Below are 24,011 nucleotides of genomic sequence, written 5' to 3' on the forward strand. Positions count from 1 at the left end.
GAACTCCCGCCGCGAGACCAGATCCACCGGAGCACGGGAGCCACGAGGCCGCCCCGTGCGGGAAAGGCACCAGACATGACCGAGGCGACTCCCGAGCACGTGACCCTGCCGAGTCCGGGCAGGCCACTCTTCTCGGTGGTCTCGGCCGTCTACAACGTCTCGCGCTACCTCGAGGAGTACATCGCCTCGATCGAGGCGCAGACCTTCGACCTCGCGCGACTCCAACTCGTCCTCGTCGACGACGGCTCGACCGACGACTCGCGGGCCGTCCTCGAGGAGTGGGCCACCCGCGCCCGCTGCGAGGTCGTCGTGCTGCACCAGGAGAACGCCGGGCAGGCCGCAGCCCGCAATGCCGGCCTCGAGCGCGCCACCGGTGAGTGGGTCACCTTCATCGACCCCGACGACACCGTCAACGCGACGTTCTTCGCCTCGATGGCCGCCTTCGCCGCCGCGCACCCGGAGGTCCAGTTCCTCTCGGCCAACGTCGTGCTGCGCAACGAGGGCACGGGCGAGCTCGGCAAGCACCCGCGCTGGAAGATGTACGCCGAGGACCGCCTCGTCGACCTCGACGTCGCGACCTCCTACATCCCGGGTAGCTCGACCACCTCGTTGATGCGCCGCGACGTCATCGGCGACCTGCGCTTCAACGCGGGGCTGCGCCCGAACTTCGAGGACGGCGACTTCGCCGTGCGCTACCTGCTCGCGGCGCCCAGCCGGCAGACCGGCTTCGTCGGGTCGGCGTGCTACTACTACCGCAAGCGTGCCGACCAGAGCTCGACGCTGCAGACCGGCATCTCCGCGACGGGCCGCTACTCGACCGTCCCCCGCGACGGCTACCTCGAGCTGCTCCGCGAGGCGCGTCGCCGCCACGGCGCCGTCCCGATGTGGGTCCAGCACGTCATCCTCTACGAGCTGTCCTGGTACTTCTCGTCCGAGGACGCCATGGCCAACTCGGCGTCCGCCATCAGTGGTGACCTCGCGGCGACGTTCCGCGAGACCCTCGGCGAGATCGCCGAGCTGCTCGCGCCTGACGTCGTCGACTCCTTCACGATCCGCAAGTTCCAGCCGCACTGGCGCGACATCCTGCTGCACGGCCTCCGCGGCCGGGACTGGCACACCTCGTACGCCGTGACGGACAAGTACGACCGCACCAAGCGCATGGTGCGCGTGCTCTACCGCTACATCGGCGAACCGCCCGAGGAGGCGGTCTACTCGCGCGGTGAGCTCAAGGCCCCGCGCTACGCCAAGACGCGCGCCATCGAGTTCTTCGGTGACACGCTCATGTGGGAGCGCGTCCTCTGGGTCGATGCCCGGGGCACCCTCGAGCTGCGTCTCGACGGCTCGCGAGTCGAGCTGCTCGGGGCCTGGAAGGGCGTCCGCACGCGTGCCCTGGGCGCCCGGGCGATCGCCAACCGCTTCCGTCGTCCGGGTCGGCGGCGTCGCGAGGCTCTCGACCGGCTCAAGGTCGACCCGGTGCGCGTGCTCGCCTCCCGGGCCCAGGTGCGCAAGCAGTTCGAGGGCGCCTGGGTGCTCATGGACCGCATCCACGACGCCAACGACTCGGGCGAGATCCTCTTCCGGTGGCTGCGCGACAACCGTGAGGACGTCAACGCGTGGTTCGTCCTCGAGAAGGACACCCCGGACTGGAAGCGGCTCAAGGCCGAGGGCTACGGCTCGCGCCTCGTCGCCCACGGCACGCTGCGGTGGAAGCTGCTCATGATCAACGCCGGGCACCTCATCTCCTCGCACATCGACGCGCCCGTGCAGAGGCCGCCGGCCATCCTCAAGCACATCGACCCGCGCTGGAAGTTCACCTTCCTCCAGCACGGCGTCATCAAGGACGACCTGTCCCGCTGGCTCAACCCGAAGCAGATGGACATCTTCGTCACGTCGACGCCGGGGGAGTACGAGTCGATCGCGGGTGACGGCTCGCCCTACGTCTTCACGGCCAAGGAGGTGGCCCTCACCGGTCTGCCGCGCTTCGACCGCCTGCACGCCAAGGCGCAGCGGATCCAGGGCGACGCGTGCGACCTCATCCTCGTCGCACCGACCTGGCGCAACTGGCTCGTCCCGCCACTCAAGCCGGGCAGCCAGCGTCGCGTCATCGACTCGCACTTCTTCGAGACCGAGTACGCCAAGGCGTGGACGGCCTTCCTGCGCAGCCCGGAACTGACCGAGCTCGCCGCCCGCACCGGGCGCACCGTGGCGTTCCTGCCGCACCCGAACATCCAGCCGGTCCTGGCCAAGATGGACCTGCCCGACTCGGTGCTGCGCCTGTCCTTCGACGGCGCTGACGTGCAGGAGTACTTCGCGCGGTCCGCCGTGCTCGTCACCGACTACTCGTCGATGGCGTTCAACGCCGCCTACATGGACCGCCCCGTCGTCTACTTCCAGTTCGACGCGCAGCGGGTCATGGCCGGCGGGCACGTCGGCCGGGCCGGCTACTTCCAGTACCCCCGTGACGGTTTCGGGCCGGTCGTCGAGGACGTCGAGGCCGCTGTCGCGGCCGTCGTCGACATCGCCGACAACGGGTATGCCGCCCGCCCGGACTTCCAGAGCCGCATCGACGCGACGTTCCCGATGCGTGACGGCCAGTGCTGCGCCCGCGTCACTGCGGCCATCGAGGAGCTCGACAAGGCCCGCCAGGGTGAGCCTGGCCGCCCGAAGAAGGACCAGCCCGCGGCTGTGAGCCGCTGACGGCCGCGGGCTCAGCCGGCGTCGCCGGCCGGGCCCGCACGGTCGCTGGACGGCCGGAGCGACAGGTTGCCGTTGCGCGTGCGGTAGGCCTCGATGCCGTCGAGCGACGGGAGTCCGACGGTCGTGGGCAGCTCGACGGGGTGTGGCTTGCGGGTCCGCACCGGGAGCCGGCTGCGCAGCGCACCCACGACGTCGACCCTGACGTCCCATGCAGTGGCAGGTGTCGCGACCGCGCCGCGTGACGGCAGCTCGAGGACCGCGTCGAAGGCGCCGTCGCGGCGCAGCCGTGCGACGGCCGAGGACAGGCGTGCGCTGCTGTCACGATCGACGAGCGAGACGGCGAGACGCGCGTGCGCACCGATGGCGCCGTCCCCGTCGACGACCGTGCCGGAGAGGTGCAGGGCGCCCTGCACCACGTGCACCTCGCGACAGGTGGCCGTCCAGATGCGGCCTCGCCGGGCATGCTCCGTCGCGACGACCGACGTCAGGTCGTGGTCGGCAGACGCCTCGCCCGCGGGTCGGTACGGCCACCACCACCGGTCGGCGCGCAACGCGAGCGGGCGGTCGACGTGGAGGCGGCGATAGGCGAAGAGGCAGGCGGCCACGGCGCTCTCGGAGCTGCCGTCGACGAGCTCGCGGACCGCGAGGCGGTAGGGCTGGTCGAGACCCTCACGCAGCTCGGTGGGCAGCTCGGTGAGGTAGTCCCGCACCGCTGCGAGGAAGGCCGTCCGGTAGTCGGCGTCCCGGGAGTCCAGGTCCTTGCCGTAGAGCGACAGGTCGTGTCGGACGAACTTGTCGAGCTTGGCCGACGCGAGGTCCGGCCGGCCGGTCAACTGGACGTCGATGGCCCGGTTGGCGGCGAGGCGGTCGTGGACGTTGGCGATCTCGTGGCGTCGCGCGGTGATCGACTCCTCGCCCGCGACGTTGTTGACGTACCAGTGGTAGACGACCTCGTCGAGGGTCGCGACCCGTCGCGCCGTCGACCAGAGCGCCACGGTGAAGGGCTGGTCCTCGTAGAGGATGCCCTCCGGGAAGCGGATCGCCTCCTCGTCGAGCAGCGCCCGCCGCATGACCTTCGCGACGGCGATGGTGTCCTGCCACAGGGGTGAGCCGGGCGACAGCGGGTCGACCGGCCCCGTGGTGTAGCCGGTCGCCGGAAGCGGTGTGACGCGGTCGGTCCGCTCGTTGTAGCGGGCCACGGCGCCGGCCGCGACGTCGGCGTCCTGGGCGACCGCGGCCTCGAGGAGCCGGCGCAGGGAACCCGCGACGTACGTGTCGTCACTGTCGACGAAGGCCACCCAGTCCCCGCGGGCCTCGTCGAGGCCGAGGTTGCGCGGCGCCCCCGGGGCGCCGTCGTTGACGCCACGGTGCACGACGCGTACGCGATCGTCCTCGGCGGCCAGCCGGTCGGCGACGGCGCCGGTGTCGTCGGTCGAGCCGTCGTCGACGACGAGGACCTCGACGTCGGGTCCCTCGCACGCGGCGAGGGCCGACCCGACGGCCCTCGGGAGCCGTGCGGCGTCGTTGTGGACATTGCAGATGACGGTCAGCAGGGGAGCGGCGGAGGGCACGCAGGTTCTCTTCCGGTCGAGGAGGGTCGGCCCATCCTATGGGCCGTTGTCTGAGCGGAGCCTGTGCTCGCGAGCGCCCCCCAGCCCGGCGAATCGGTCTCCGGCAGGTTCGTGCGTTAGTTTGTCTGGGTCATTTCGCGGTGGGCAGGGGCACAGCCCGCACAGGAGTACCAGCAATCCGGAGTAGATCCCTTGGCACTGCCCGACAGACCGAGTGTGGCGATCGTCGGCGACGCCGAGGACGTCGTCACCAGCCCCCGAGAGATCTCCGCTCAGGTCGCGCAACCGCGCAGGGACATCCAGGCGCTGCGCGCCGTCGCAGTCGCGCTCGTCGTGGTCTACCACTCCTGGCCGCAGCGCCTCACCGGAGGCTACGTCGGGGTCGACGTCTTCCTCGTGATCTCCGGCTTCCTCATCACGCTCCACCTCCTCGAACGTCCGATCCGTAGCGCCGAAGATCTCTTCTCCTTCTGGTCTCGTCGCATCCGACGGCTCATCCCAGCGGCCACCCTCGTGCTCGTGACGACGCTCGCGGCGAGCATCGTCTGGCTTCCCCAGACGGTCCATGAGCGGGTGGCGAAGGAGGTCCTCGCCTCGGCGTTCTACGTCGAGAACTGGTTGCTCGCCCTGACCTCGACCGACTATCTCGCGACCGACCAGCTGCAGTCGCCGACCCAGCACTACTGGTCGCTGTCGGTGGAGGAGCAGTTCTACGTCGTCTGGCCAGTGCTCATCGGCCTGGCCCTGCTCGTGTGCCGTCGCCGCGGGCTCTCGTTCCGCTTCCCACCGCTGCTGGTGATCGGCGTCGTCAGCCTCGTGTCCCTTGCCTTCTCGGCCTGGTTCACCCGCGAGGATGCCGGTCAGGCCTACTTCGTCACCACGACCCGGGTGTGGGAGCTCGGGGTCGGGGCGGCGGTCGCTGCGGCGGTCCACGCCGGCCTTCGCGCCCGGGGCGCCGTCGTCCGCTCCCTGCTCGTCTGGGGAGGCCTGGCCGCCATTCTGTGGTCCGCCGTGGCGTTCACCGTCGAGACCTCCTTTCCGGGTGTCGCGGCACTGGTGCCCACGTTGGGAGCTGCGGCGGTCATCGCGGCAAGGTCCGACGACCTCCGAACTGGTCCACGGCGGCTCTGGTCCGGGCGTCACGTCCAGTGGCTCGGCGACGTCTCGTACTCGGTCTACCTGTGGCACTGGCCCGCGATCGTGATCGCGCCGTTCGTGCTCGACGAGGACGACATGCGGGCGTGGCAAAAGTGCGTCCTGATCGCCGGTGTGCTCTGCCTGTCGGGCCTGTCGAAACGCTGGGTCGAGGAGCCGTTCCGCCTCGCGCCGAAGCTGACTCAGAGCGTCAGGCGCTCCTTCGTGCTGCTCGGGGCCTGCCTCGCGCTCTCGGCCGGCCTCGCGGGCCTCGCCCTGTGGCACGCCCAGCGGGTCACTGAGTCTGCCGCGACCGTCGTCGTCGACCCTTCGGCGAGGTGCGTGGGTGCAGACTTCTTCCGCACCGCTGCCTGCGCCACCCGCGACATGCCATTGCTGACCTCGCCGGTCGCGGCTGCCAAGGACAAACCCGAGGTCTACTCCGACGGCTGCTGGAACGAACGCCCGTTCACCCGACGAAAGGTGTGCGGCTACGGCCCACGCTCGACCCCCGTGCGGATCGCCCTGTACGGCAACTCGCACGCGGGTGCCTGGTTTCCCCCGCTGCACAGCCTGGCCCGCGAACGCGGATGGCGGATCGACACCTACCTCACCTCCGAGTGCTACTCGGTAGACGTGCCCATCTCCTTCAACCCGCCCGAGATCGGGGCGAACTGCCGAGCGTGGAACGACTGGACTCGTCAGCGCATCAACTCGGGCGGCTACGACCTCGTGGTCATGTCGGACCGTACGCTCCAACCGCTGGTCGGTGTGCCCGCCAACCGTAAGACGGCGGTGGCGCAGCAGGCCTACCGACGTGTGCTCGAGGGCTTCGTTCGCCAAGGCCTGCGGGTGCTCGTCATTCGCGACACCCCCGACGCGGGAGGAAATGTGCCGGACTGCGTGGCCCGCTACGCGGACGACCTCACGCGGTGCGGAATCGACGTGGACAAGGGCCTCGAACCCGACCCTCTGACCTCAGCAGCACTCCAGGGTGGGTTTCCAGCAGGAGCGGTGAGCACCCTGGATGCCACCAGCCTGCTGTGCAAGTCCGGCAGGTGTCCCGCCGTCGTCGGGGGTCTGATCACGTACTTCGATCACGGGCACATGACGACGCAGTACTCCATGACGCTCTACCCCGAGGTGGCCTCAGCGGTGACGAGGGCATTGCGTCCCTGACCCCAGGAGGAACGCCTGCGCGGCGGCCGACATGCACGGTGTGCACGCCCTGGCGACTACTTGACGGTGATCGCCAGGGACGCCGGCAGGTCGTAGAAGAGCTTGTAGCGCGTCTCCCACGGCTCGAAGTCGGGGTCGGGGGCATGGACCCACCGCCCGCCGTACGGTAGGTGCCTGAGCACGACGCGCGACGCGCCATCCGCCACGGCCGTCCGAGCGGTCGCCTGTCGCGCCGCGGAGGCTTCGTCGATGCGGTGGTAGATCTCGTAGCGGACGACGAAGGCCGTGACCCCGATGACCGCCGCAGCGGCGACGAGGATGTAGGCCGAGGCCCGAGCGGGGACGCGGCCCAGGTGTCGCAGGCCGACGCGTGCGAGCACGGCGACCGCCACGAGGAGAAGGACGTACGAGGGAACGAAGCACCTGGGCCCGAGCGGCTTCACCACCAGGAGCGGCGCGATGAGGAGGACGAAGCCAATGGTGACGAACAGCAGGAGCCGCCGGTCCTCGTGGTCCTCCACGGTGACCATGGCACACGCCATCGTCACGAGCACGAGCACCAGACTGGCGATTCCTCCCGACGTAAGAGCGGACGCGTCGTGTGGCACCCACCACACGACGAGGACAGCGGCCAAGAGGGCGACCACGCCGATGGCGCCGAAGAAGAGTCGGGCGGTGGCCCGGCTCGCGTGAGTCGCTCGGCGTGCCGCCACCAGGCCCAGCAGACCCAACAGGACGACGTTGAGTGCGGTGTTGAGAGCGACGCCGTATGTCCCGATGATCGTGTCGAGCGAGGTGAGCATCTGCTCCGTTCGGCTCCCGCCCTGCGACCCGATCTTCTGGTAGCCATCCGCGCCTGAGAAGGCGCGACGATACGCGCCGTTCGAGAACATGGCGGCGGCCCCGAGCACCGCGCCCACGAAGAGGCACCACAGGGACGCCCCGACGCCTCGACGCGTGACGACCGACCAGAGGACGCACCCACCCGTGACGGCGACGACGAGGATCGTCACGTGCTCGATGAAGAGCTGGCCGACGAAGGCGAGCAGGAAGAGCGCGATACCCCGCAGGACGGGGTGAGTGGGGCGGTTGGAGGTCCGCGTCAGCGCAGACCGGAGGGCCACCATGACGCCCAGCATGGAAAGCGTCGCGAGCATGTAGTTGCTGAAACCCGAGGTCCAGACGATGCCCTGGCGCCAGACGTCGACAGGGGTCGCGAGCAGGAGCGCATAGACGAGCACGTATCCGGTGAGCGTCCGGAAACGAGCGAGGTGCAGGACGAGGAAGGCGGCCGCTGCCACCGCCAGGGCCATCGTCACCGCCATCGCGGCACTCGACCTCGTGAGGACGAGGACGGCGAGGTTGCCGGCGTAGCGGCCGTTGTAGTCGGCGAAGAAGGTCGACAGCCGGTCGACGCCGATCTGCGAGCCCCAGGCCCAGTCGTCCCCGCTGTAGGGGAACAGGTCGGCCAGCACGCCGAAGGTCACGACGATGACGGCCAGGACCGCGACCTCGAGCAGCCGCGGCAGCCGCTCCGCCGGCCCGCGCCAGACGATCGGGTTCACCTGGTCGTTCCGACCACGGCGCCGTCCGCCGACGCTTCGACGTCACTGAACGGGTCGCGGTCACGCATGAGATGGCTTCCTAGCAGGTACGAGAACGGGATGGCGCAGATCCCCGCGATCAGAGGCGCGAGCCGCACGTTGACGTGAAGCAGCTCGACGAGCCCCACGACCCCCACCGAGGTGAAGAGGATGTTCGGGAGGTTGGAGAGCGGGAAGAGCAGGTATCTCTTCCACGTCGGCCTGACGTGGTAGGTGAATCGACAGTTCATGAGGAAGGAGAAACTGATGGAGACGAACCAGCCCACGACGTGGGCGACGAGGTATGGGGCGACCTGGACGAGGAGCAGGTAGATGCCGTAGTAGACCCCCGTGTTGAGCACTCCGACCAGCGCGAACCGCATCAGGGGACGGAAGTGCTCGTCGATCATCGCCCTCATGTCGACGTGTGGCCGGTCTCGGCCAGGTCGACGACCTCGGGCTCCTCATCGAGCGACCCGTCGAACGCGTGTGGCGCGATCTGGGGGCTCGCCATGGACCCTTGGCTGTCGTAGGAGAGCAGGAAGATCGGGCGTCGTTTGGTCTCGTTGAAGATCCGGCCGACATACTCTCCGATGATCCCGAGCGTCAGCAGCTGGACCCCGCCCATGAGAGAGCTGATCGCGATGGTCGTCACGTAACCTGGGGTGTCGACGCCGTTGATGAGGGCCGCCAGGAGAATCCACATCGAGTATGCGACGGTGATGCAGATGACGATCACGCCCATCCAGATGGCCAGACGGAGCGGTCTGCTGTTGAACGACAGCACACCTTCGATCGCGTAGTTGAACAGCGAGCGCATGGTCCACGTCGACCCGTCACGAGAGCTCGCGACGTCGTCGTACTTTATCTCCATCTGGGAGAAGCCCACCCACGCGAACATGCCCTTGGAGAAGCGGTGCACCTCACCGAGCTGGAGCAGGGCGTCCACGCAGCGGCGGCTGATGAGACGGAAGTCCCCGGCGCCGTCGGTCAGGCGGACCTCCATGAGGCCGTTGACCAGGCGGTAGTAGAGGCGGGACACGCTCTTGCGGACGACCTTCTCCTGGCCTCGCGTGCGTCGGGCGACGACTTGGTCCCAGCCCCGACGTCCGTAGTCGAGCATCGCCGGGATGAGCTCCGGCGGATGCTGGAGGTCGGCGTCCATGATGATGACGAACCGTCCGCGCGCCGCCTGCAACCCGGCGTACATAGCCGCTTCCTTGCCGAAGTTGCGGCTCAGGCCCAACGCTCGCACCCGTGGGTCCGACGTCGCCATCGATCCCGCGAGCAGGCGCGTGTCGTCGCGGCTGCCGTCGTCGACGAGCAGGATCTCCCAGGAGCCGACCCGGTCGGACAACTCGTTGACGAGGGCCGAGTAGAGGGCTTCGAGGGTCGCCTCCTCGTTGTAGCAGGGGACCACGATGGACAGTTCCACGGCGCGGTCCGACGACTCAGTTCTCCCCTCCACGGGAGGCCACTCTACACGCGGCCGACCACGCGCCCGGACACTCGCCCAGCCGTCGCAAGGAACTTACTGTCGGTAGCCTAGGGGTGTTCGGACCGTTAGCCTGACGTCCATGAAGACCGACCACGACCACGACCACGACCACGACGTCGTCGTCATCGGGTCCGGCTTCGGCGGGTCCGTGGCCGCGCTGCGTCTCGCCGAGAAGGGCTACGGCGTCCACGTCTACGAGGCGGGCCGCCGCTTCGAGGACGACGACTTCGCCCGGACGAGCTGGGACGTGCGCCGCTACCTCTGGGCACCGCGCCTCGGCCTCTTCGGGGTCCAGCGCATCCACCGACTGCCCGACTGCCTCGTCCTCGCGGGCGCCGGCGTCGGTGGTGGGTCGCTCAACTACGCCAACACCCTCTACGTGCCGCCGGCGCCGTTCTTCCGCGACCGCCAGTGGGGGCACATCACCGACTGGCAGGCCGAGCTCGCGCCGCACTACGCGACGGCCCAGCGCATGCTCGGGGTGACCGTCAACCCGTGCCACGGCCCGGTCGAGCAGTTGATGCGCGACACGGCCACCGACCTCGGTGTCGGCGAGACGTTCCGCAAGACCCCGGTCGGCGTCTTCTTCGGCGAGCCGGGCAAGCGCGTCCCCGACCCCTACTTCGGCGGTGAGGGGCCGGCCCGCACCGGGTGCACGGAGTGCGGCAACTGCATGGTCGGGTGCCGCGTCGGTGCCAAGAACACCCTCGTCAAGAACTACCTCGCGCTCGCCGAGCGACGCGGTGTCAGCATCGAGCCGCTGCGCACGGTGACCCGGGTGCGGCCGCTCGACCCGGCCGCGCCGGAGCAGGGGTATGCCGTCACGACCGTCCGCAGCGGGTCGTGGGGTCGGCGTCGGGCGGGGGAGCGCACCGTCACGGCCGGCCAGGTCGTCGTCGCGGCAGGGGCGTGGGGCACGGCCCAGCTGCTCCAGGCCATGAAGGCCGAGCCCGAGGGGCGGGGGCTGCCGCGCCTGTCGGACACGCTCGGGGAGCTGACCCGCACGAACTCGGAGGCCCTGGGTGGGGCGATGACGGCGCGGGTGCCCGACGGCGTCGACCTGACACGAGGCGTGGCGATCACGTCGAGCTTCCACGTCAACGACACGACGCACGTCGAGAACTGCCGCTACGGCAAGGGGTCCAACCTCATGGGAGCGCTCGCCGTCATGCAGGTCGACGGCGGCGGACGCGTCCCCCGCTGGGTGCGTTTCGCCGGCACCGTCGCGCGCCACCCGTGGGTCTTCGCCCGGTCGCTGTCGAGCCGGCGCTGGAGCGAGCGCACCGTCATCGCCCTCGTCATGCAGAGCAGCGACAACTCGATCAAGGTGCGCCGCCGGCGCGGCCTCCTCGGGTGGCACCTGACCTCGACGCAGGGCCACGGCGAACCCAACCCGACCTACATCCCCGAGGGCAACGAGGCCGTGCGCGCCATGGCGGCGCGGCTCGAGCGCACGACGGGGGAGCGGGCCTGGCCCGGGTCGTCGGTCGGCGAGGTCCTCGACATCCCGATGACGGCGCACTTCCTCGGCGGGGCGGTCATCTCGGACTCGCCGGAGCACGGGGTCGTCGACCCGTACCAGCGGGTGTGGGGCTACCCCGGCCTGCACGTGCTCGACGGATCGGCCGTCTCGGCGAACCTCGGGGTCAACCCGAGCCTGACCATCACGGCGCAGGCCGAGCGGGCCGTGTCGCTGTGGCCCGTGCGCGGCGAGGCCGACCGGCGCCCGGCCCAGGGCGAGGCCTACCGACTCGTCGACGCCTGAGCGCGTCCGGGCTGTCGGGCCGCGACCCTGCCGGGTGCGGTCGACGGTGCCCTGGCCCCCGCAGGTGCACACACGACCGGACGACCCCAGCGAGTGCCGCTCCTGCTCTTCTCGGCCGTCACCGGGAGCCTGTGGTACCCCTGACCGGTCGGGTCGGGCGCACCCGACCGGGAGATGAGGGAGGGTGAGGCCGTCACCCCTCAGAGACGGCCCCACCCGACGGTGCGGGCTAGCAACCGGTCGAGAAACAGCCCGGCACCGCGCTGACAACGACGCAGGCCGAGGGGGGTTACGGCTTCTGTCGCTTATTTGCGGAAGTTGTCGAGACCGCCTTCCGGACGCAGTGACGACGGGGCCACTCGACGTGGTCGTCGAGTGGCCCCGTCGTCATGCGGTGCCGCCTGGTGGGGTCTGGTGCCGGCTCGTCCCAGCGGCTGTCAGCGGGCGGGCTGCGGCTCGTCGCGCCATGAGCGCCACAGGGCGGCATACGCCCCGTCGGCCTCGAGCAGCTCGTCGTGCGAGCCGATCTCGCTGATCCGTCCGTCCTCGACGACGCACACGCGGTCGGCGTCGTGCGCGGTCATGAGCCGGTGCGCGATGGCGACCACGGTGCGGCCGTCGACGACCGCGGCGAGCGATCGTTCGAGGTGACGGGCTGCACGCGGGTCGAGCAGCGAGGTCGCCTCGTCGAGGACCAGTGTGTGCGGGTCGGCGAGGACGAGCCGTGCGAGGGCGAGCTGCTGCGCCTGCGGTTCGGTGAGCCGGTGCCCACCGGAGCCGACGACGGTGTCGAGCCCGTCTGGCAGCTCGAGCGCCCAGCTGCGCGCGTCGACGGCCGCGAGGGCCTCGAGCAGCTGCTCGCGCGAGGCCTCGGGGCGGGCGAGACGCAGGTTGTCCTCGAGCGAGCCGACGAAGACGTGGTGCTCCTGCGTCACGAGCGCGACCTGGCCGCGCAGCTGGGCGAGCTCGAGGTCGACGAGGCGGACCCCGCCGACGTCGACGCGGCCCTGGCGCGGGCCGTCGATCCCGGCCATGAGCCGCCCGAGCGTCGACTTGCCTGCTCCGGAGGGACCGACGATGGCGAGGCGCTCGCCGGGCTGGAGGTCGAGCGAGACGCCACGCAGCACGTCACGACCCGCGCGGTAGGAGTAGTGGACGTCCTCGACCTCGAGGTGGTCGTCCTCCGGCTCCTCGCCCGTCGCGGCGCGGTCGGCCGGGACGTCGGCGATGCCGATGACGCGGGCGAGCGAGGTCGCACCGACCTGGATCTCGTCGAGCCACGAGATGAGCTCGTCGAGCGGCCCGGCCATCTGCTGGACGTAGAGGGCCACCGCCGTGACGGTGCCGGCCGTCGCGACGTCGCGCGAGATGAGGTAGCCGCCCCAGAGGAGGGTGACGGCGACGGGAGCGAAGAAGGCGAACTCGACGGAGGGGAACCACCGCATCCGCAGCTTCAGCGTGTAGAGCTCGGCGTCATAGCAGTCGTGCAGGGCGTCGTCCATGCGCTGCCGCCGGCGGCTGCGCAGGCCGAGGGCGTCGACGGTGCGGGCGCCGTCGGCCGACTCGGTGACGACACCGTTGAGCACGGCGTACGTCGCGCGCTCGCGCAGGTAGCCGTCGGGCGCGTACCGCAGGTAGCGGCGCGTCGAGAGCACGAGGATCGGCACGCCGACGACGATGGCGAGCGCCACCTGCCAGCCGGTGAGGAAGGCCGCGACGACCGTGATCGTCGTCGTGACGGCGCCGACGAAGATCGACGGGATGCCGAAGCGGATGACGTGCGAGAGGGCCTCGACGTCGTTCGTCGTGCGCGAGACGAGGTCGCCGGTGCCGGCGCGCTCGACGGTCGACAGGGGCAGCTCGACGACGCGCCCCATGAACTGCTCGCGCAGCTCGGCGAAGATCGTCTCGCCCATGACGAACGAGGCGCGCCGCGCGAACCACGTGACGACGGTCTGGACGACGACCGCGCCGGCGATCCAGAGGGCGAGCCGGTTGACGACCTCGAGCGACCGGCCGTGGCTGATCTCGTCGACGAGCAGGCCGATGACGCGGGGCGCCACGAGGGCGGCGCACGCGGCGACGGCATGCAGGCCGATGACCGTGAGCAGGCTGCCGCGGTGGCGGCGGAGCAGGCCGCGGGTGTGGTCCTTGACCGAGTCCATGTCGGCCACGGGAAGGGTGCGCGTGGACGGCGCTGGTGTCAGCGACATCAGTCCTCCTCTCCTCGGACGACGGTGCGTCGGTAGTCGGGTTCGTCGGCCATGAGACGACCGTGGGTGCCGGATGCGGCGACCTTGCCCTCGCGCAGGAAGACGACGTGGTCGGCCTGGTCGAGGATGAGCGGGCTGGCCGACATGACGACCGTCGTGCGTCCGGCGCGCGCCGCGGTGAGGCGACCGGCGATGCGGGCCTCGGTGTGGGCGTCGACGGCGCTCGTCGGCTCGACGAGCACGAGGGTGTCGGCTTGGGTGAGGAGGGCGCGGGTCAGGGCGAGCCGCTGGCGCTGGCCGCCGGAGAAGGCCCGGCCGCGCTCCTCGACCTCGTTGTCGAGGCCGCCGGGCAGCGCCTCGAGCACGTCGTCGCCGCTCGCCACCGACAGGGCGTCGAGGATCGAGGCGTCGTCGTGGTCACCCCACGGGTCGAGCTCGTCGCGCAGCGTGCCGGTGAAGAGGCGGGGGTCGGTCTCGGACACGACGACCCGGCGGCGCACCTCGGCCAGCGAGGCATCGGCGAGGCGCGTGCCGTCGAGCCGAACGTCCGTCTCTCCGACACCGAAGCGGCCGAGTCGGTCGGCGAGGGCCGCGGACTCCTCCGGGCGCGCAGACACGACGACGGTGAACCGGCCGGGCTCGATGGTGACGCCGCTGCGCGGGTCGTAGAGGCGGGCGGGCCCGGTGGGCAGCGGCTGGGCGTCCGGCGTCTCGACGTGGTCGGGCTGGATGCGCAGGATCTTCGTCAGCTTGCGGGCACCGATGTGGGCGCGGGTCGCCCGGTCGACCATCTCGGTCGCCGTGCGGAGCGGGATGACGAGGAAGGCGGTGTAGCCGTAGAAGGCGACGAGCTGCCCGGCCGTGATCTCGCCGGCGATGGCGAAGCGTGCCCCGAGCCACACGACGACGAGGACGAAGAGCCCGGGCAGCAGCACCTGTGCGGCGTCGAGCGCTGCCTGGTAGCCGGCCACCCGGTTGCCCACCTGGCGCACGGACTGCGACTGGACGGCATACCTGCTCAGGAACGTGTGCTCGCCGCCGATGCCGCGCAGCACCCGCAGCCCGGCGACGGTGTCGGCGCCGAGCCCGATGAGCTTGCCGGACTCCTCGCGCTGGGCGAGCTGGCGCGCCTGGAGCGGGCGGACGATGAAGGTGAGGCAGGCGACGAGCACCGGGACGCCGATGAGGACGACGAGGCCGAGCGGGGTCGAGGCGCCGAGCAGGATGAGCGCGACGACGACGTAGGACACGACGGCGCCGGCGAATCGGGCTGACACGTCGTAGAGCCCACCGATGCGCATCGCGTCGGAGCTGACCGTCGCGACGACGTCGCCGGTCGGGACCGAGCGCGACAGGGCCTCACCGGTGTCAGCCGCCTTGTGACCGATGAGCTGGGCCGAGCGGAAGGCGCCCTGCATCCAGTTGGCGACGGCGTACTTGTGCCGCATCGCGCCGGACAGGGCGCTGACGGTCACGAGACCGATGAGGATGCCGCACCACTGCAGGAGTGAGCCCGGGTCGCCACCGATGATGCCCTCGTCGATGGCCTTGCCCATCGCGGCGGGGAAGAGTGCCTGGCTGACGAGCCACACGATGCCGAAGGCGATGGCGACGACGAGGGTGCGCCACTGGCCCTTGCCGACCCAGCGGAGGTAGGCCGTCGGGCTGGTCAGGTCGGGAGTGCCGGGGTCGGCGTGGGGCAGCGAGATCACTTGGTTCATCGTACGTTCGGCGCGGGTATGCCTCATGCCATTTTTCGTCACGGTCACGGGGCCGACCGCAGGAGCTCAAGCGTGCTTGAGGTCAACCACGAGGGCGTATGCCGTGTGGAAGCCTCGAGGTCAGGGCGCGGGGTCCTGACCCGAGCGGTCAAGGGCCTCGGACAGCTCGTCGACCTCGAGGGTCTCGGGGTCGACGAGGCGGTTGCGGTAGGCCGCCCGGGCGACGAGGTGTGCGGACACCGGGGAGGTGAAGAACTGCGTCGCGGCGAGCAGGACGAGCGTCGTGACCGCCGCCCACGTGCGTAGCGTCAGGGCGAGCCCGGCGAGGATGAGGATGAGGCCGAGGGTCTGCGGCTTCGTCGCCGCGTGCAGGCGGGAGAGCGTGTCGGGGAAGCGGATGAGGCCGACGGCCCCGGCCATGCAGAGGAACGAGCCGAGCAGGAGGCACACGGCTCCGGCGACGTCGAGGGCGGACGACCACGTCATGACTGCTCCCACCCCTCGGGCTGCTGTCGTGGCTCCGGGTGGTCCACCTCGACGGCGTCGTGCTCGTCGGAGTCACGGGACATGAAGCGGGTGACGGCGACGCCGCCGACGAAGCCGACGAGGCCGAGGATCATGAGCAGCGGCAGGTAGGTCGTGCTCCGCTGACGGGCCGACTCGAGCGCGACACCGGCGATGACGATGACGAGGAGGATCTCGGCGGCGATGATGCGGTCGAGGTTGCTCGGGCCACGGAAGAGGCGCACGAGGACGAGCGCCGCCGCGGCGCCGAGCATGGCGAGCGAGATGCCGAGGACGATGGTCACGGGCGCTCCTCCCCGTCGCGGGGGCTGGTGTCGTCGAGGTCCGGGCCCTCGGTGGCGTCGAGGTGGTCGCCTGCACCCCGAGGGGCGCTCGCCGAGCCGGTTGCCACCGGCCGCGGACCGCCCGCCTCGAGCGCCGCGATCTCCTCACGGGACCCGAGGGCTCGGACGACGCGCCGCTCGATCGCGAGGACGTGGGCCCGCTGTGCCTCGATGGCGCTTTCGCCCCTGACGTCGAGCAGGTGCAGGTAGAGCACCGACGTCGAGCGCCGGGCGTCGACGACGACCGAGCCGGGCACGAGGGCCACGAGCTCGGCGGTCAGGGTGAGGTAGAAGTCCGATCGCGAGCGCAGCTGCACCTCGATGACGGCGTTGCGCAGGCGCCGACGCCCGAAGGCGAGCCGCATGACCTGCCACGAGGCGCCGACGAGGTCGACGAGGAAGTGCGCGATGAGCAGGAGCACGCGGTGCGGTCGCAGCCGCCCCTGGAACTCGATCGAGGGGAGTGGGAACGCATACGTCACGAGCAGGCCGACGAGGACGCCGTTGACGACGTTGCCCCACGTGAGGCGGTCCCACAGCAGCACCCAGGCGAGGGCGATCGTCGCAACGGCACGCGGTTGCAGCACCCGCCGCCGACGGCGCGGCGACTCGGGCTCGCGCGGGGCCGTGGCCGTCCTGATGTCGGTCATCGGCGGACCTCCACGGGAAGGACGCTCGTGATGTAGGGCTCGCGGCTCATGAGGTCGGTGGCCGCACGCTGGGTGTAGGCGAAGAGCGGTCCGGCGACGACGGTGATGAGCAGCCCGACGACCGTCATGGCGGCGGTGGCTCCGAGCATGGTGCGGGGCAGCGCTCGGGGGCCGGTGTCGACGCGGACGGTGTCGACGAGGACGGTGCCGGCGGGGTCGGCGCCCGGCTCGACGTCGCGGGTGCCCGCCTCGATGGTGGCTGCCGTCTCGGTCGAGCGCGGGGCGTCGGCGAGCGTGCGCCAGAACGCCTGACTCCAGACCTTGGTCAGGGCGTAGAGGGTGAGCAGGCTCGTGACGACGCCGCCGACGACGAGCAACCAGGCGAGCGGGGTGCCGAGCTCGATCCCGGCGTTGAGCAGCCCGACCTTGGCGAGGAAGCCGGAGAGCGGCGGGATGCCCGAGAGGTTCATCGCCGAGACGAAGAAGAGGGTCGCGAGCACGGGGGAAGCGACGGCGAGGCCGCCGAGACGGTCGAGCGACGTCGTGCCGGCGAGACGTTCGACGAGGCCGGTGATGAGGAAGAGCGCCGTCTGGATCGTGATGTGGTGCGCGACGTAGAAGATCGCACCGGCGGTGCCCTCTGGCGTCGCCAGCGCGATGCCGAAGATCATGTAGCCGATGTGGCTGACGAGCGTGAACGACAGGATCCTCTTGAGGCCCGACTGGGACACGGCGCCGAGGATGCCGATGACCATGGTGAGCAGCGCGGCCCACATGAGCAGTCCCTGCAACGGCGAGTCCGGGAAGAGCAGCGTCTGGGTGCGGATGATCGCGTAGACGCCGACCTTCGTCAGCAGGCCGGCGAAGACGGCCGTGACCGGCGCCGGCGCGGTCGGGTAGCTGTCTGGCAGCCACGCCGACATCGGGAAGACGGCGGCCTTGATGGCGAACGCCGTGAGCAGCGAGAGCTGGAGCACGAGCGCGACGCCGGGGGCGAGGTCGCCGATGCGGATCGCCAGCTGGGCGAGGTTGACGGTGCCGGTCGCGGCATACGCGGCGGCGATGGCGACGAGGAAGAGCGCGGAGCTGAGCAGGCTGACGACGACGTACGTCGTGCCCGCGTGGATGCGCGCGGCCGAGCCGCCGAGCGTGATGAGGACGTACGAGCTGAAGAGGAGGATCTCGAAGCCGACGAAGAGGTTGAAGAGGTCTCCGGCGAGGAACGCGTTGGCGACGCCGGCCGAGAGCACGAGGTAGGTCGGGTGGAAGATCGTGAGCGGGGTCTCGCTCTCCCTCTCGTCGTCGCTGTCGGCCTGGCCCTGCCCGATGGCGAAGACGAGCACGAGCAGCGTGACGATGCCCGAGACGAGGAGCATGAGGGCGCTGAGGCGGTCTGCGACGAGCGAGATGCCGAGGGGCTCCTGCCACGCGCCGAGCCACAGCACCTGCGGGCCGTTGGCGTCGGTCTGCCACACGAGGACGCCGGCGACCGCGACGACGGCGGCGAGCACGGCGATGCTGACGCTCCGCTGCAGGCGCGGGGACCGGCGGAAGGCGAGGGTCAGGGCCGCGCCGAGGAGCGGGAGCAGCACGGGCAGCGGCACGAGGTTGGGCACGGCGATGTCGGTGAGGTTCATGGGCGGGGGCTCCCGTCGCCGTCCGCGAGCTCGTCCGACGTCGTCGTCGACTCCTCGGACGGGTCGTAGGTCGACGACGTCTGGTCCTCGAGGGCGAGGCGCTGGATGCGGGCGTCCTCGGCGTCGTCGGGCACGTCGTCGGTGCCCGAGATCTGCCACAGCCGGTAGGACAGGGCGAGCAGGAAGCCGATGGTCGCGAGGGAGATGACGATCGCCGTCAGCACCATGGCCTGTGGCAGCGGGTCGCTGATCGCCGCGGGGTCCTCGCCGACGAACGGTGCGCGCCCGGCGCGTCCGCTGATGACGAGGTAGAGCACGGCGATGCCGTTGCCGATGAGCACCATGCCGAGCAGGACGCGCACGAGGCTGCGGTCGAGCGCGAGTGCCGTGCCGGCGGCGACGAGCCCGACGGTGACGAGGACGAGCGTGATGTTGGGCTGGAGCGTCGACTCGATGAGTGCGGGAGCGAGCGTCGTCATGGGCGGGCCACCTCCGCCTGGCCGCCCGCGGAGGCATCCGTCTCCTCGGTCTCCGCGGCCTCCTCCTCGGCGATCTGACGGTCGATGCCGGTGCCGAGGCTGCGGACGATGTCGAGCATCATGCCGACGACGATGAGGTAGACGCCGATGTCGAAGACGAGCGACGTCACGAGGTGCACCTCGCCCCACGGCGGGAGCGTGAAGTCGACGGCCGTCGTCTCGAGGATCGTCCCGCCGAACGCGAGCGGGGCGAGCGCGGAGCCGACCGCGACGAGCAGGCCCAGGCCGACGAGCAGTCCGGCGTCGAACGGCGCGGCCTCGTCGAGCTCGTAGCGGCCACCCGCGAGGTAGCGCACGACGAGCGCGAGTCCCGCGACGAGCCCTCCGGCGAAACCGCCACCGGGCTGGTTGTGGCCGGCGAAGAGGAGGAAGAGCGAGGCCGCGAGCATGATGTGGAAGACGAGCCTCGTCACGACCTCGAAGATGACCGAGCGCTTCTCCTTGCGCATCGTCCGCCCCCCGTGCAGCCACGTGCCGCGGCTGGCATTGGTCGACGGCAACGACTTCGAGGTCGCCCGGGAGAGCCGGGTGTTGCGGGTGCGGACGAAGATGAGGCTGGCGATGCCGGTCGCGGCGGCCACGAGGACCGACACCTCGCCGAGGGTGTCCCAGGCGCGGATGTCGACGAGCGTGACGTTGACGATGTTCTTGCCGTGGCCGAACGCATAGGCCTCCGTGGGGAACCCGGCCGACACGGGCACGGCGGTGCGGCCCCCGGAGGCCACCAGCGCGATGGCTCCGACGGAGGCTCCGACGGCCACACCGAGCGCGATGCGCCACGTGCGCGAAGGCGAGTGGGGGTGGCGGGTGAACTTCGTCGGCAGGCGGCGCAGCGCGAGAACGAAGACGACGAGCGCCACCGTCTCGACGAGCATCTGGGTGATCGCGAGGTCGGGAGCCCCGTGGAGGATGAAGAGCAGCGAGACGCCGTAGCCGGTCGCGCCGACGAGCATGACCGCCGTGAGCCGGCGGCGGGTCACGAGCACGAGCACCGCGGCGGTCACGACGACGACCCCGACCACGGCCTGCCCGGGGTTGTCCCAGAGCCGGACGTCCGGGACCGTGCCGCGGGTCACGGCCGCGAGACCCGGCAGGGCGACGAAGACGATGAGGATGCCGGCGAGGTAGATCGGGAGCGAGCCGCGTTGGGTCACGGCGGTCGTCTCGACCGCCCCGCGGTCGACCCACCGCAGCGTGCGGGCGAAGCCGCGCTCGCCGTCGACGAGCGACGGAACGCCGGACTGCACCCGGGCGACGAGGTCGCGCTGGGCGAAGAGGACGAGGCCGACGGCCACCGACACGAGCGAGAGCATCAGCGGCACCGTCAGGCCGTGCCACAGGGCGAGCGACTGCGGCTCGGCCCCGACGGGGAAGCCCACGGCATACGGGAGCAGCCACGGGGACTCGAGTGGCGACAGGAGGCCGACGAGCAGGCACGCCACGCCGAGCAGCACCGGTGCGAGGACGAAGCCGGGGTGGGCGGCCTTGACGGGCGTCGGGGCGACGCCGGGCTTGGTGGCGAAGGTGCCCCAGAGGAAGCGCGCCGTGTAGGCGACGGTCAGCGCCGACCCGGCGACGACCCCGATGATCGTCAGCCAGCTCCACGGAGCCGGGAGCGGCGCGGAGGTCTGGACGTCCTCCCAGAGCGACTCGAGCGCGCTCTCCTTGGACACGAACCCGGCCAGCGGCACGATGCCGGCCATCGAGAGACCGGCGAACGTTGCCGGCACGGCGACCGGGAGCAGCCGACGCCCGACGCCGGACAGCTCGCGCAGGTCGCGGGTGCCGGTGCACTTGTCGACGACCCCGACGGTGAGGAAGAGCGTCGACTTGAAGAGGGCGTGCGCGATGACGAGGGCCAGCGCCGAGAGCGCGGACGCCTTGGTGCCGAGACCGGCGATGGCGACGATGAAGCCGAGCTGGCTCACGGTGCCGTAGGCGAGGAGCAGCTTGATGTCGTGCTGGCGCAGGGCACGCCACCCGCCGACGAGCATCGTGAAGAGGCCGAGGCCCACGGTCAGGGCGTGCCAGGCGGGGGCGCCGGCGAAGGCCGGGGCGAGCAGGGCGACGAGGTAGATGCCGGCCTTGACCATCGCGGCTGCGTGGAGGTAGGCGCTGACCGGAGTGGGTGCGGCCATCGCGCCGGGCAGCCAGAAGTGGAATGGCACGAGCGCCGACTTCGACAGGGCGCCGACGAGCAGCAGCACGACGGCGGTCACGGTGAGGGTGTCGAGAGGCGGTGGGTCGGCGATCAGCGCCGAGATCGAGTAGGTGTGGTGGACCCCGAGGATGATGATGCCGACGAGCATCGCGAGGCCGCCGAACGTCGTGACGATGAGCGCCTGCATCGCCGCGCGCCGGTTGGTCGAGCTCGCCGGGTTGTGGCCGATGAGCAGGTAGGAGAAGACCGTCGTCAGCTCCCAGAACACGTAGAGCACGAGAAGGTTGTCGGTGAGGACGAGGCCGAGCATGGCGCCGGCAAAGGCCGTGAACACCGAGGTGAAGCGCCACAGCGTCGGATCGCGGTCCGTGAAGTACCACGTGCAGTAGAGCAGGACGAGCGCGCCGACGCCGGTGACGAGAAGGCCGAGCACCCACGAGAGCGTCGTGACCCGGAAGTCGAGATCGATCCCGAGACCGGGGACCCACGAGATCCGTTGGGTCGGAAGGTTGCCCGCGCGGACGTCGTTCGAGACGGAGACGAGCCAGACGAACGACACGGCGGGGGCGAGCGCGAGGACGGGGAAGGCCTTCGTGCGCAGGGCCTTGGCCAGCCACGGCGCGAGGGCGGCGGCGAGCAGGTGCAGGAGCAACAGTTGCGCCACGGCGGCCCCTCGGTCGTCGGGTGTGTCGAGCTCGGTCCAGTTCTGCGTCGGTCGTGACCCAATCCTAGGTGCAGCGAAGGACCCCGCCGACCACTGGTCGGCGGGGCCCTCCCCGTCAGCTGCGGATCAGGACCGCTCCGAACCGCGTCGCCGGGACGTCCCGTCGTGACGCCCGTTCGTGAGGTCGGTACGCGTTCGTCGACGTCTGCGCCCGCTTGTGCCTTCTGGGCGTCGGCGCCTCAGAAGGTGGTGAACGTGTCGCGGGCCAGGAAGAAGCCGTGCCGGCTCGACTCGTCGATGCACGTCACGCCGAAGCTCTCGCTGAGACAGGCGGTCGTCCCTGACGGTGGGGTGCGTGAGCCGTAGCCGAGCTCGGGATCGCCGCCCGTGCGGATCGTGTCGGAGTTGCACACCGGCAGCGCGCCCTTCGGTCCGAGCTCGATGCGGCCGATGTCCGACGGTCCACCGGCCGGGCAGATCGAGGGCAGCGGTGGGTCGATCCGACCCTTCTCCACCTCGCACGCGGCCAGGCCGGAGTCGGTGCTGCGGCGGCACACGATGTTGCCGCTCGGGCTGCGGAAGCGGTCGCTCACGGAGGCCGCGGGGCGGGCGGCGTCGAGGCGCGCCTTGGCCTCGTCGAACGACCTGGGTGCGCCGCGCAGCCTGCCGACCGCGAGGGCCGTCGGGACATCCGTCGACGTCGGCGCGCTGGTCGCCACCTGGGTCGTCGTCGCTGCCGGCGTGCCGGCCGGCGCCGTGCTCGGCGCGTCGACGGTGACGGTGACCGTGCGTCGCGGCGTCGGGATGTCGGTGGCGCCGCACGAGGCGAGCAGGGACGCCACGGCGAGGATGGCGGGGACGACGACCGCGACTCCCGGCATACCTGCTCGGCGTCGGCGCAACGAGGACATGGCGCAGGAGTCTGGCACGGATGGACGCCCCGGGTCAGGTCCGAGCCGGGAAGGTGACCTACCCTTGGGGCGTGTTCCGGCGCCTGCTCACCCCTCGCTGGGTCGGCATGCTCGCCGCCCTGGCCGTCGTCGTCGCCGCCTGCGTCCTGCTCGGCCTGTGGCAGCTCGGCGTGGCCCGCGACTCCGGTCGCCAGGACGCCGTGGCCGCGGCGTCGACGCTCGAGCGTGCGCCCCTGGAGCAGGTGACCGCGCCGCACAGCGACTTCAAGAGCGACTACTCCAACCGCGCCGTCACCGTGACGGGGACGTATGCCGCTGGGCGCAGCCTGCTCGTCGTCGACCGTCGGCTCGACGGCCGGGTCGGCTCGTGGGTCGTGACGCCGCTCGAGACCGCGGCCGGCACCGTCCCGGTGCTGCGCGGCTTCGTCGACGGCACGCCGGCGTCCGTGCCGGCGCCCCCCACCGGTGTCGTCACGGTGACGGGCACGCTGGGCCCGGGGGAGTCGCCTCGCGACGGCGCCCCGCTGCCCGCGCCGCAGGTGCGCTCGGTCGACCTCGCCTCGCTCGTCAACGAGTGGCCCGGCGACCTCTACAACGTCGTCGTGCTGGCGTCGGCGGAGTCCGCCGGGCGCACGGTGGGCACCCCGCTCGCGGCCGCCGGTCTGAGCCGCGTCCCGCCGCCCCCGCTCGATGCCCCGCTCAACCTGCGCAACGCGGCCTACGCGGTCCAGTGGTGGGTCTTCGGGATCTTCGCGATCTGGATGTGGTGGAAGATGTTCCGAGCAGAGCAGCAGGCGGACGAGCCCGTCGCTGCACCGAGAGAAGGCGCGACGACGTGAGCACGTACCCCCAGACCCTGGCCAAGCCGCAGCAGATCCGCTCGGCGCTGTCGATCTACCGGGTCCTCGCGACGGTCGCCGGCATCGCCCTCTTCGTGCTCATCCTCGAGATGGTCATGAAGTACGTCTTCAAGCAGACGAACGTCCTCACGGAGTACTGGAGCCCGATCCACGGGATCATCTACTTCGCGTATGCCGTGTCGGTCGCCAACCTCGGCCTCAAGGCCGCGTGGGGCCCGGTGCGCATCGTCAAGAACCTCCTCGCCGGCTTCGTTCCGGTGGTCCCGTGGATCGCCGAGCGGCGCAACACCGTCCAGACCGAGGCGTTGCTCTCGCGCGCCTACGTCGCGGGCGACGGGACGTCGTCGGAGGAGCCCTCAGCGGGCCGATAGTCTTGGCGC

The 24,011-nt window shown here is 70.9% G+C and carries 18 protein-coding genes; 5 read left to right on the plus strand and 13 right to left on the minus strand.

Annotated features, from left to right (window positions below; translation table 11 throughout):
- Nucleotides 1-75 precede the first annotated feature (75 nt).
- Nucleotides 76-2,697, plus strand: coding sequence for a bifunctional glycosyltransferase/CDP-glycerol:glycerophosphate glycerophosphotransferase (locus AB4Z14_RS03075; protein ID WP_442273878.1), 2,622 nt, complete (start codon nucleotides 76-78; stop codon nucleotides 2,695-2,697).
- Nucleotides 2,698-2,708: 11 nt separating this feature from the next.
- Here AB4Z14_RS03075 and AB4Z14_RS03080 read toward each other — a convergent pair whose 3' ends face one another.
- The gene (locus tag AB4Z14_RS03080; protein ID WP_442273879.1) at nucleotides 2,709-4,268 is read right to left on the minus strand and encodes a glycosyltransferase family 2 protein; all 1,560 of its coding nucleotides are present in this window, start codon (nucleotides 4,266-4,268) and stop codon (nucleotides 2,709-2,711) included.
- 216 nt (nucleotides 4,269-4,484) lie between these two features.
- On the opposite strand from AB4Z14_RS03080, the gene AB4Z14_RS03085 reads away from it, so the two are divergent.
- A complete protein-coding gene (locus tag AB4Z14_RS03085) occupies nucleotides 4,485-6,581 on the plus strand; it encodes an acyltransferase family protein (protein WP_442273880.1) in 2,097 nt (698 codons plus the stop codon).
- Between the two features lie 56 nt (nucleotides 6,582-6,637).
- Here the strand turns inward: AB4Z14_RS03085 and AB4Z14_RS03090 are convergent, their stop codons facing one another.
- Genes AB4Z14_RS03090 through AB4Z14_RS03100 form a run of 3 tightly spaced genes read right to left on the minus strand, consistent with a single transcriptional unit; the run spans nucleotide 6,638 to nucleotide 9,599 of the window.
- Nucleotides 6,638-8,146, minus strand: coding sequence for a DUF6056 family protein (locus tag AB4Z14_RS03090; protein ID WP_442273881.1), 1,509 nt, complete (start codon nucleotides 8,144-8,146; stop codon nucleotides 6,638-6,640).
- Nucleotides 8,143-8,574 carry a GtrA family protein gene (locus AB4Z14_RS03095; RefSeq protein ID WP_442273882.1) on the minus strand — a complete coding sequence of 144 codons (432 nt, stop codon included), beginning with the start codon at nucleotides 8,572-8,574 and terminating at the stop codon, nucleotides 8,143-8,145. Before AB4Z14_RS03095 ends, AB4Z14_RS03090 begins: the two co-directional genes overlap by 4 nt.
- 5 nt (nucleotides 8,575-8,579) lie before the next feature.
- Nucleotides 8,580-9,599 carry a glycosyltransferase family 2 protein gene (locus AB4Z14_RS03100; protein WP_442273883.1) on the minus strand — a complete coding sequence of 340 codons (1,020 nt, stop codon included), beginning with the start codon at nucleotides 9,597-9,599 and terminating at the stop codon, nucleotides 8,580-8,582.
- A 142-nt stretch (nucleotides 9,600-9,741) separates the two neighbouring features.
- Here AB4Z14_RS03100 and AB4Z14_RS03105 point away from each other — a divergent pair, with 142 nt between their 5' ends.
- The gene (locus tag AB4Z14_RS03105) at nucleotides 9,742-11,427 is read left to right on the plus strand and encodes a GMC oxidoreductase (protein WP_442273884.1); all 1,686 of its coding nucleotides are present in this window, start codon (nucleotides 9,742-9,744) and stop codon (nucleotides 11,425-11,427) included.
- A gap of 437 nt (nucleotides 11,428-11,864) precedes the next feature.
- On the opposite strand, the gene AB4Z14_RS03110 is transcribed toward AB4Z14_RS03105, so the two are convergent.
- The 9 genes from AB4Z14_RS03110 to AB4Z14_RS03150 all read right to left on the minus strand — a co-directional run bounded on the left by AB4Z14_RS03110 (nucleotide 11,865) and on the right by AB4Z14_RS03150 (nucleotide 22,771).
- Nucleotides 11,865-13,640 (minus strand): ABC transporter ATP-binding protein, encoded by a 1,776-nt coding sequence (locus AB4Z14_RS03110; protein WP_442273885.1) that lies wholly within the window; start codon nucleotides 13,638-13,640, stop codon nucleotides 11,865-11,867.
- On the minus strand, nucleotides 13,640-15,352 hold the full coding sequence (locus AB4Z14_RS03115; RefSeq protein WP_442273886.1) for an ABC transporter ATP-binding protein: 1,713 nt from the start codon (nucleotides 15,350-15,352) through the stop codon (nucleotides 13,640-13,642). Before AB4Z14_RS03115 ends, AB4Z14_RS03110 begins: the two co-directional genes overlap by 1 nt.
- A gap of 129 nt (nucleotides 15,353-15,481) precedes the next feature.
- Complete coding sequence (gene mnhG, locus AB4Z14_RS03120; RefSeq protein WP_442273887.1) at nucleotides 15,482-15,847, minus strand: monovalent cation/H(+) antiporter subunit G; 366 nt, start codon at nucleotides 15,845-15,847, stop codon at nucleotides 15,482-15,484.
- Nucleotides 15,844-16,170: a monovalent cation/H+ antiporter complex subunit F gene (locus AB4Z14_RS03125; protein WP_442273888.1), complete on the minus strand. Its 327-nt coding sequence runs from the start codon at nucleotides 16,168-16,170 to the stop codon at nucleotides 15,844-15,846. The genes mnhG and AB4Z14_RS03125 overlap by 4 nt, the downstream gene beginning before the upstream one ends.
- A complete protein-coding gene (locus AB4Z14_RS03130; RefSeq protein WP_442273889.1) occupies nucleotides 16,167-16,859 on the minus strand; it encodes a Na+/H+ antiporter subunit E in 693 nt (230 codons plus the stop codon). Before AB4Z14_RS03130 ends, AB4Z14_RS03125 begins: the two co-directional genes overlap by 4 nt.
- Nucleotides 16,856-18,496, minus strand: a complete 1,641-nt coding sequence (locus AB4Z14_RS03135) for a Na+/H+ antiporter subunit D (protein WP_442273890.1) — start codon at nucleotides 18,494-18,496, stop codon at nucleotides 16,856-16,858. The genes AB4Z14_RS03130 and AB4Z14_RS03135 overlap by 4 nt, the downstream gene beginning before the upstream one ends.
- Entirely contained in the window at nucleotides 18,493-18,975 is a 483-nt protein-coding gene (locus AB4Z14_RS03140) for a Na(+)/H(+) antiporter subunit C (RefSeq protein WP_442273891.1), read from the minus strand. Before AB4Z14_RS03140 ends, AB4Z14_RS03135 begins: the two co-directional genes overlap by 4 nt.
- Nucleotides 18,972-21,860 carry a Na+/H+ antiporter subunit A gene (locus AB4Z14_RS03145; RefSeq protein WP_442273892.1) on the minus strand — a complete coding sequence of 963 codons (2,889 nt, stop codon included), beginning with the start codon at nucleotides 21,858-21,860 and terminating at the stop codon, nucleotides 18,972-18,974. The genes AB4Z14_RS03140 and AB4Z14_RS03145 overlap by 4 nt, the downstream gene beginning before the upstream one ends.
- A gap of 239 nt (nucleotides 21,861-22,099) precedes the next feature.
- The gene (locus tag AB4Z14_RS03150) at nucleotides 22,100-22,771 is read right to left on the minus strand and encodes a hypothetical protein (protein ID WP_442273893.1); all 672 of its coding nucleotides are present in this window, start codon (nucleotides 22,769-22,771) and stop codon (nucleotides 22,100-22,102) included.
- 71 nt (nucleotides 22,772-22,842) lie between these two features.
- On the opposite strand from AB4Z14_RS03150, the gene AB4Z14_RS03155 reads away from it, so the two are divergent.
- The gene (locus tag AB4Z14_RS03155) at nucleotides 22,843-23,610 is read left to right on the plus strand and encodes an SURF1 family protein (protein ID WP_442273894.1); all 768 of its coding nucleotides are present in this window, start codon (nucleotides 22,843-22,845) and stop codon (nucleotides 23,608-23,610) included.
- Entirely contained in the window at nucleotides 23,607-24,002 is a 396-nt protein-coding gene (locus tag AB4Z14_RS03160) for a DUF3817 domain-containing protein (protein ID WP_442273895.1), read from the plus strand. Before AB4Z14_RS03155 ends, AB4Z14_RS03160 begins: the two co-directional genes overlap by 4 nt.
- Nucleotides 24,003-24,011: the final 9 nt, after the last annotated feature.

The sequence above is a fragment of the Terrabacter sp. 2TAF16 genome (assembly GCF_052115065.1).
GTDB lineage: Bacteria > Actinomycetota > Actinomycetes > Actinomycetales > Dermatophilaceae > Terrabacter.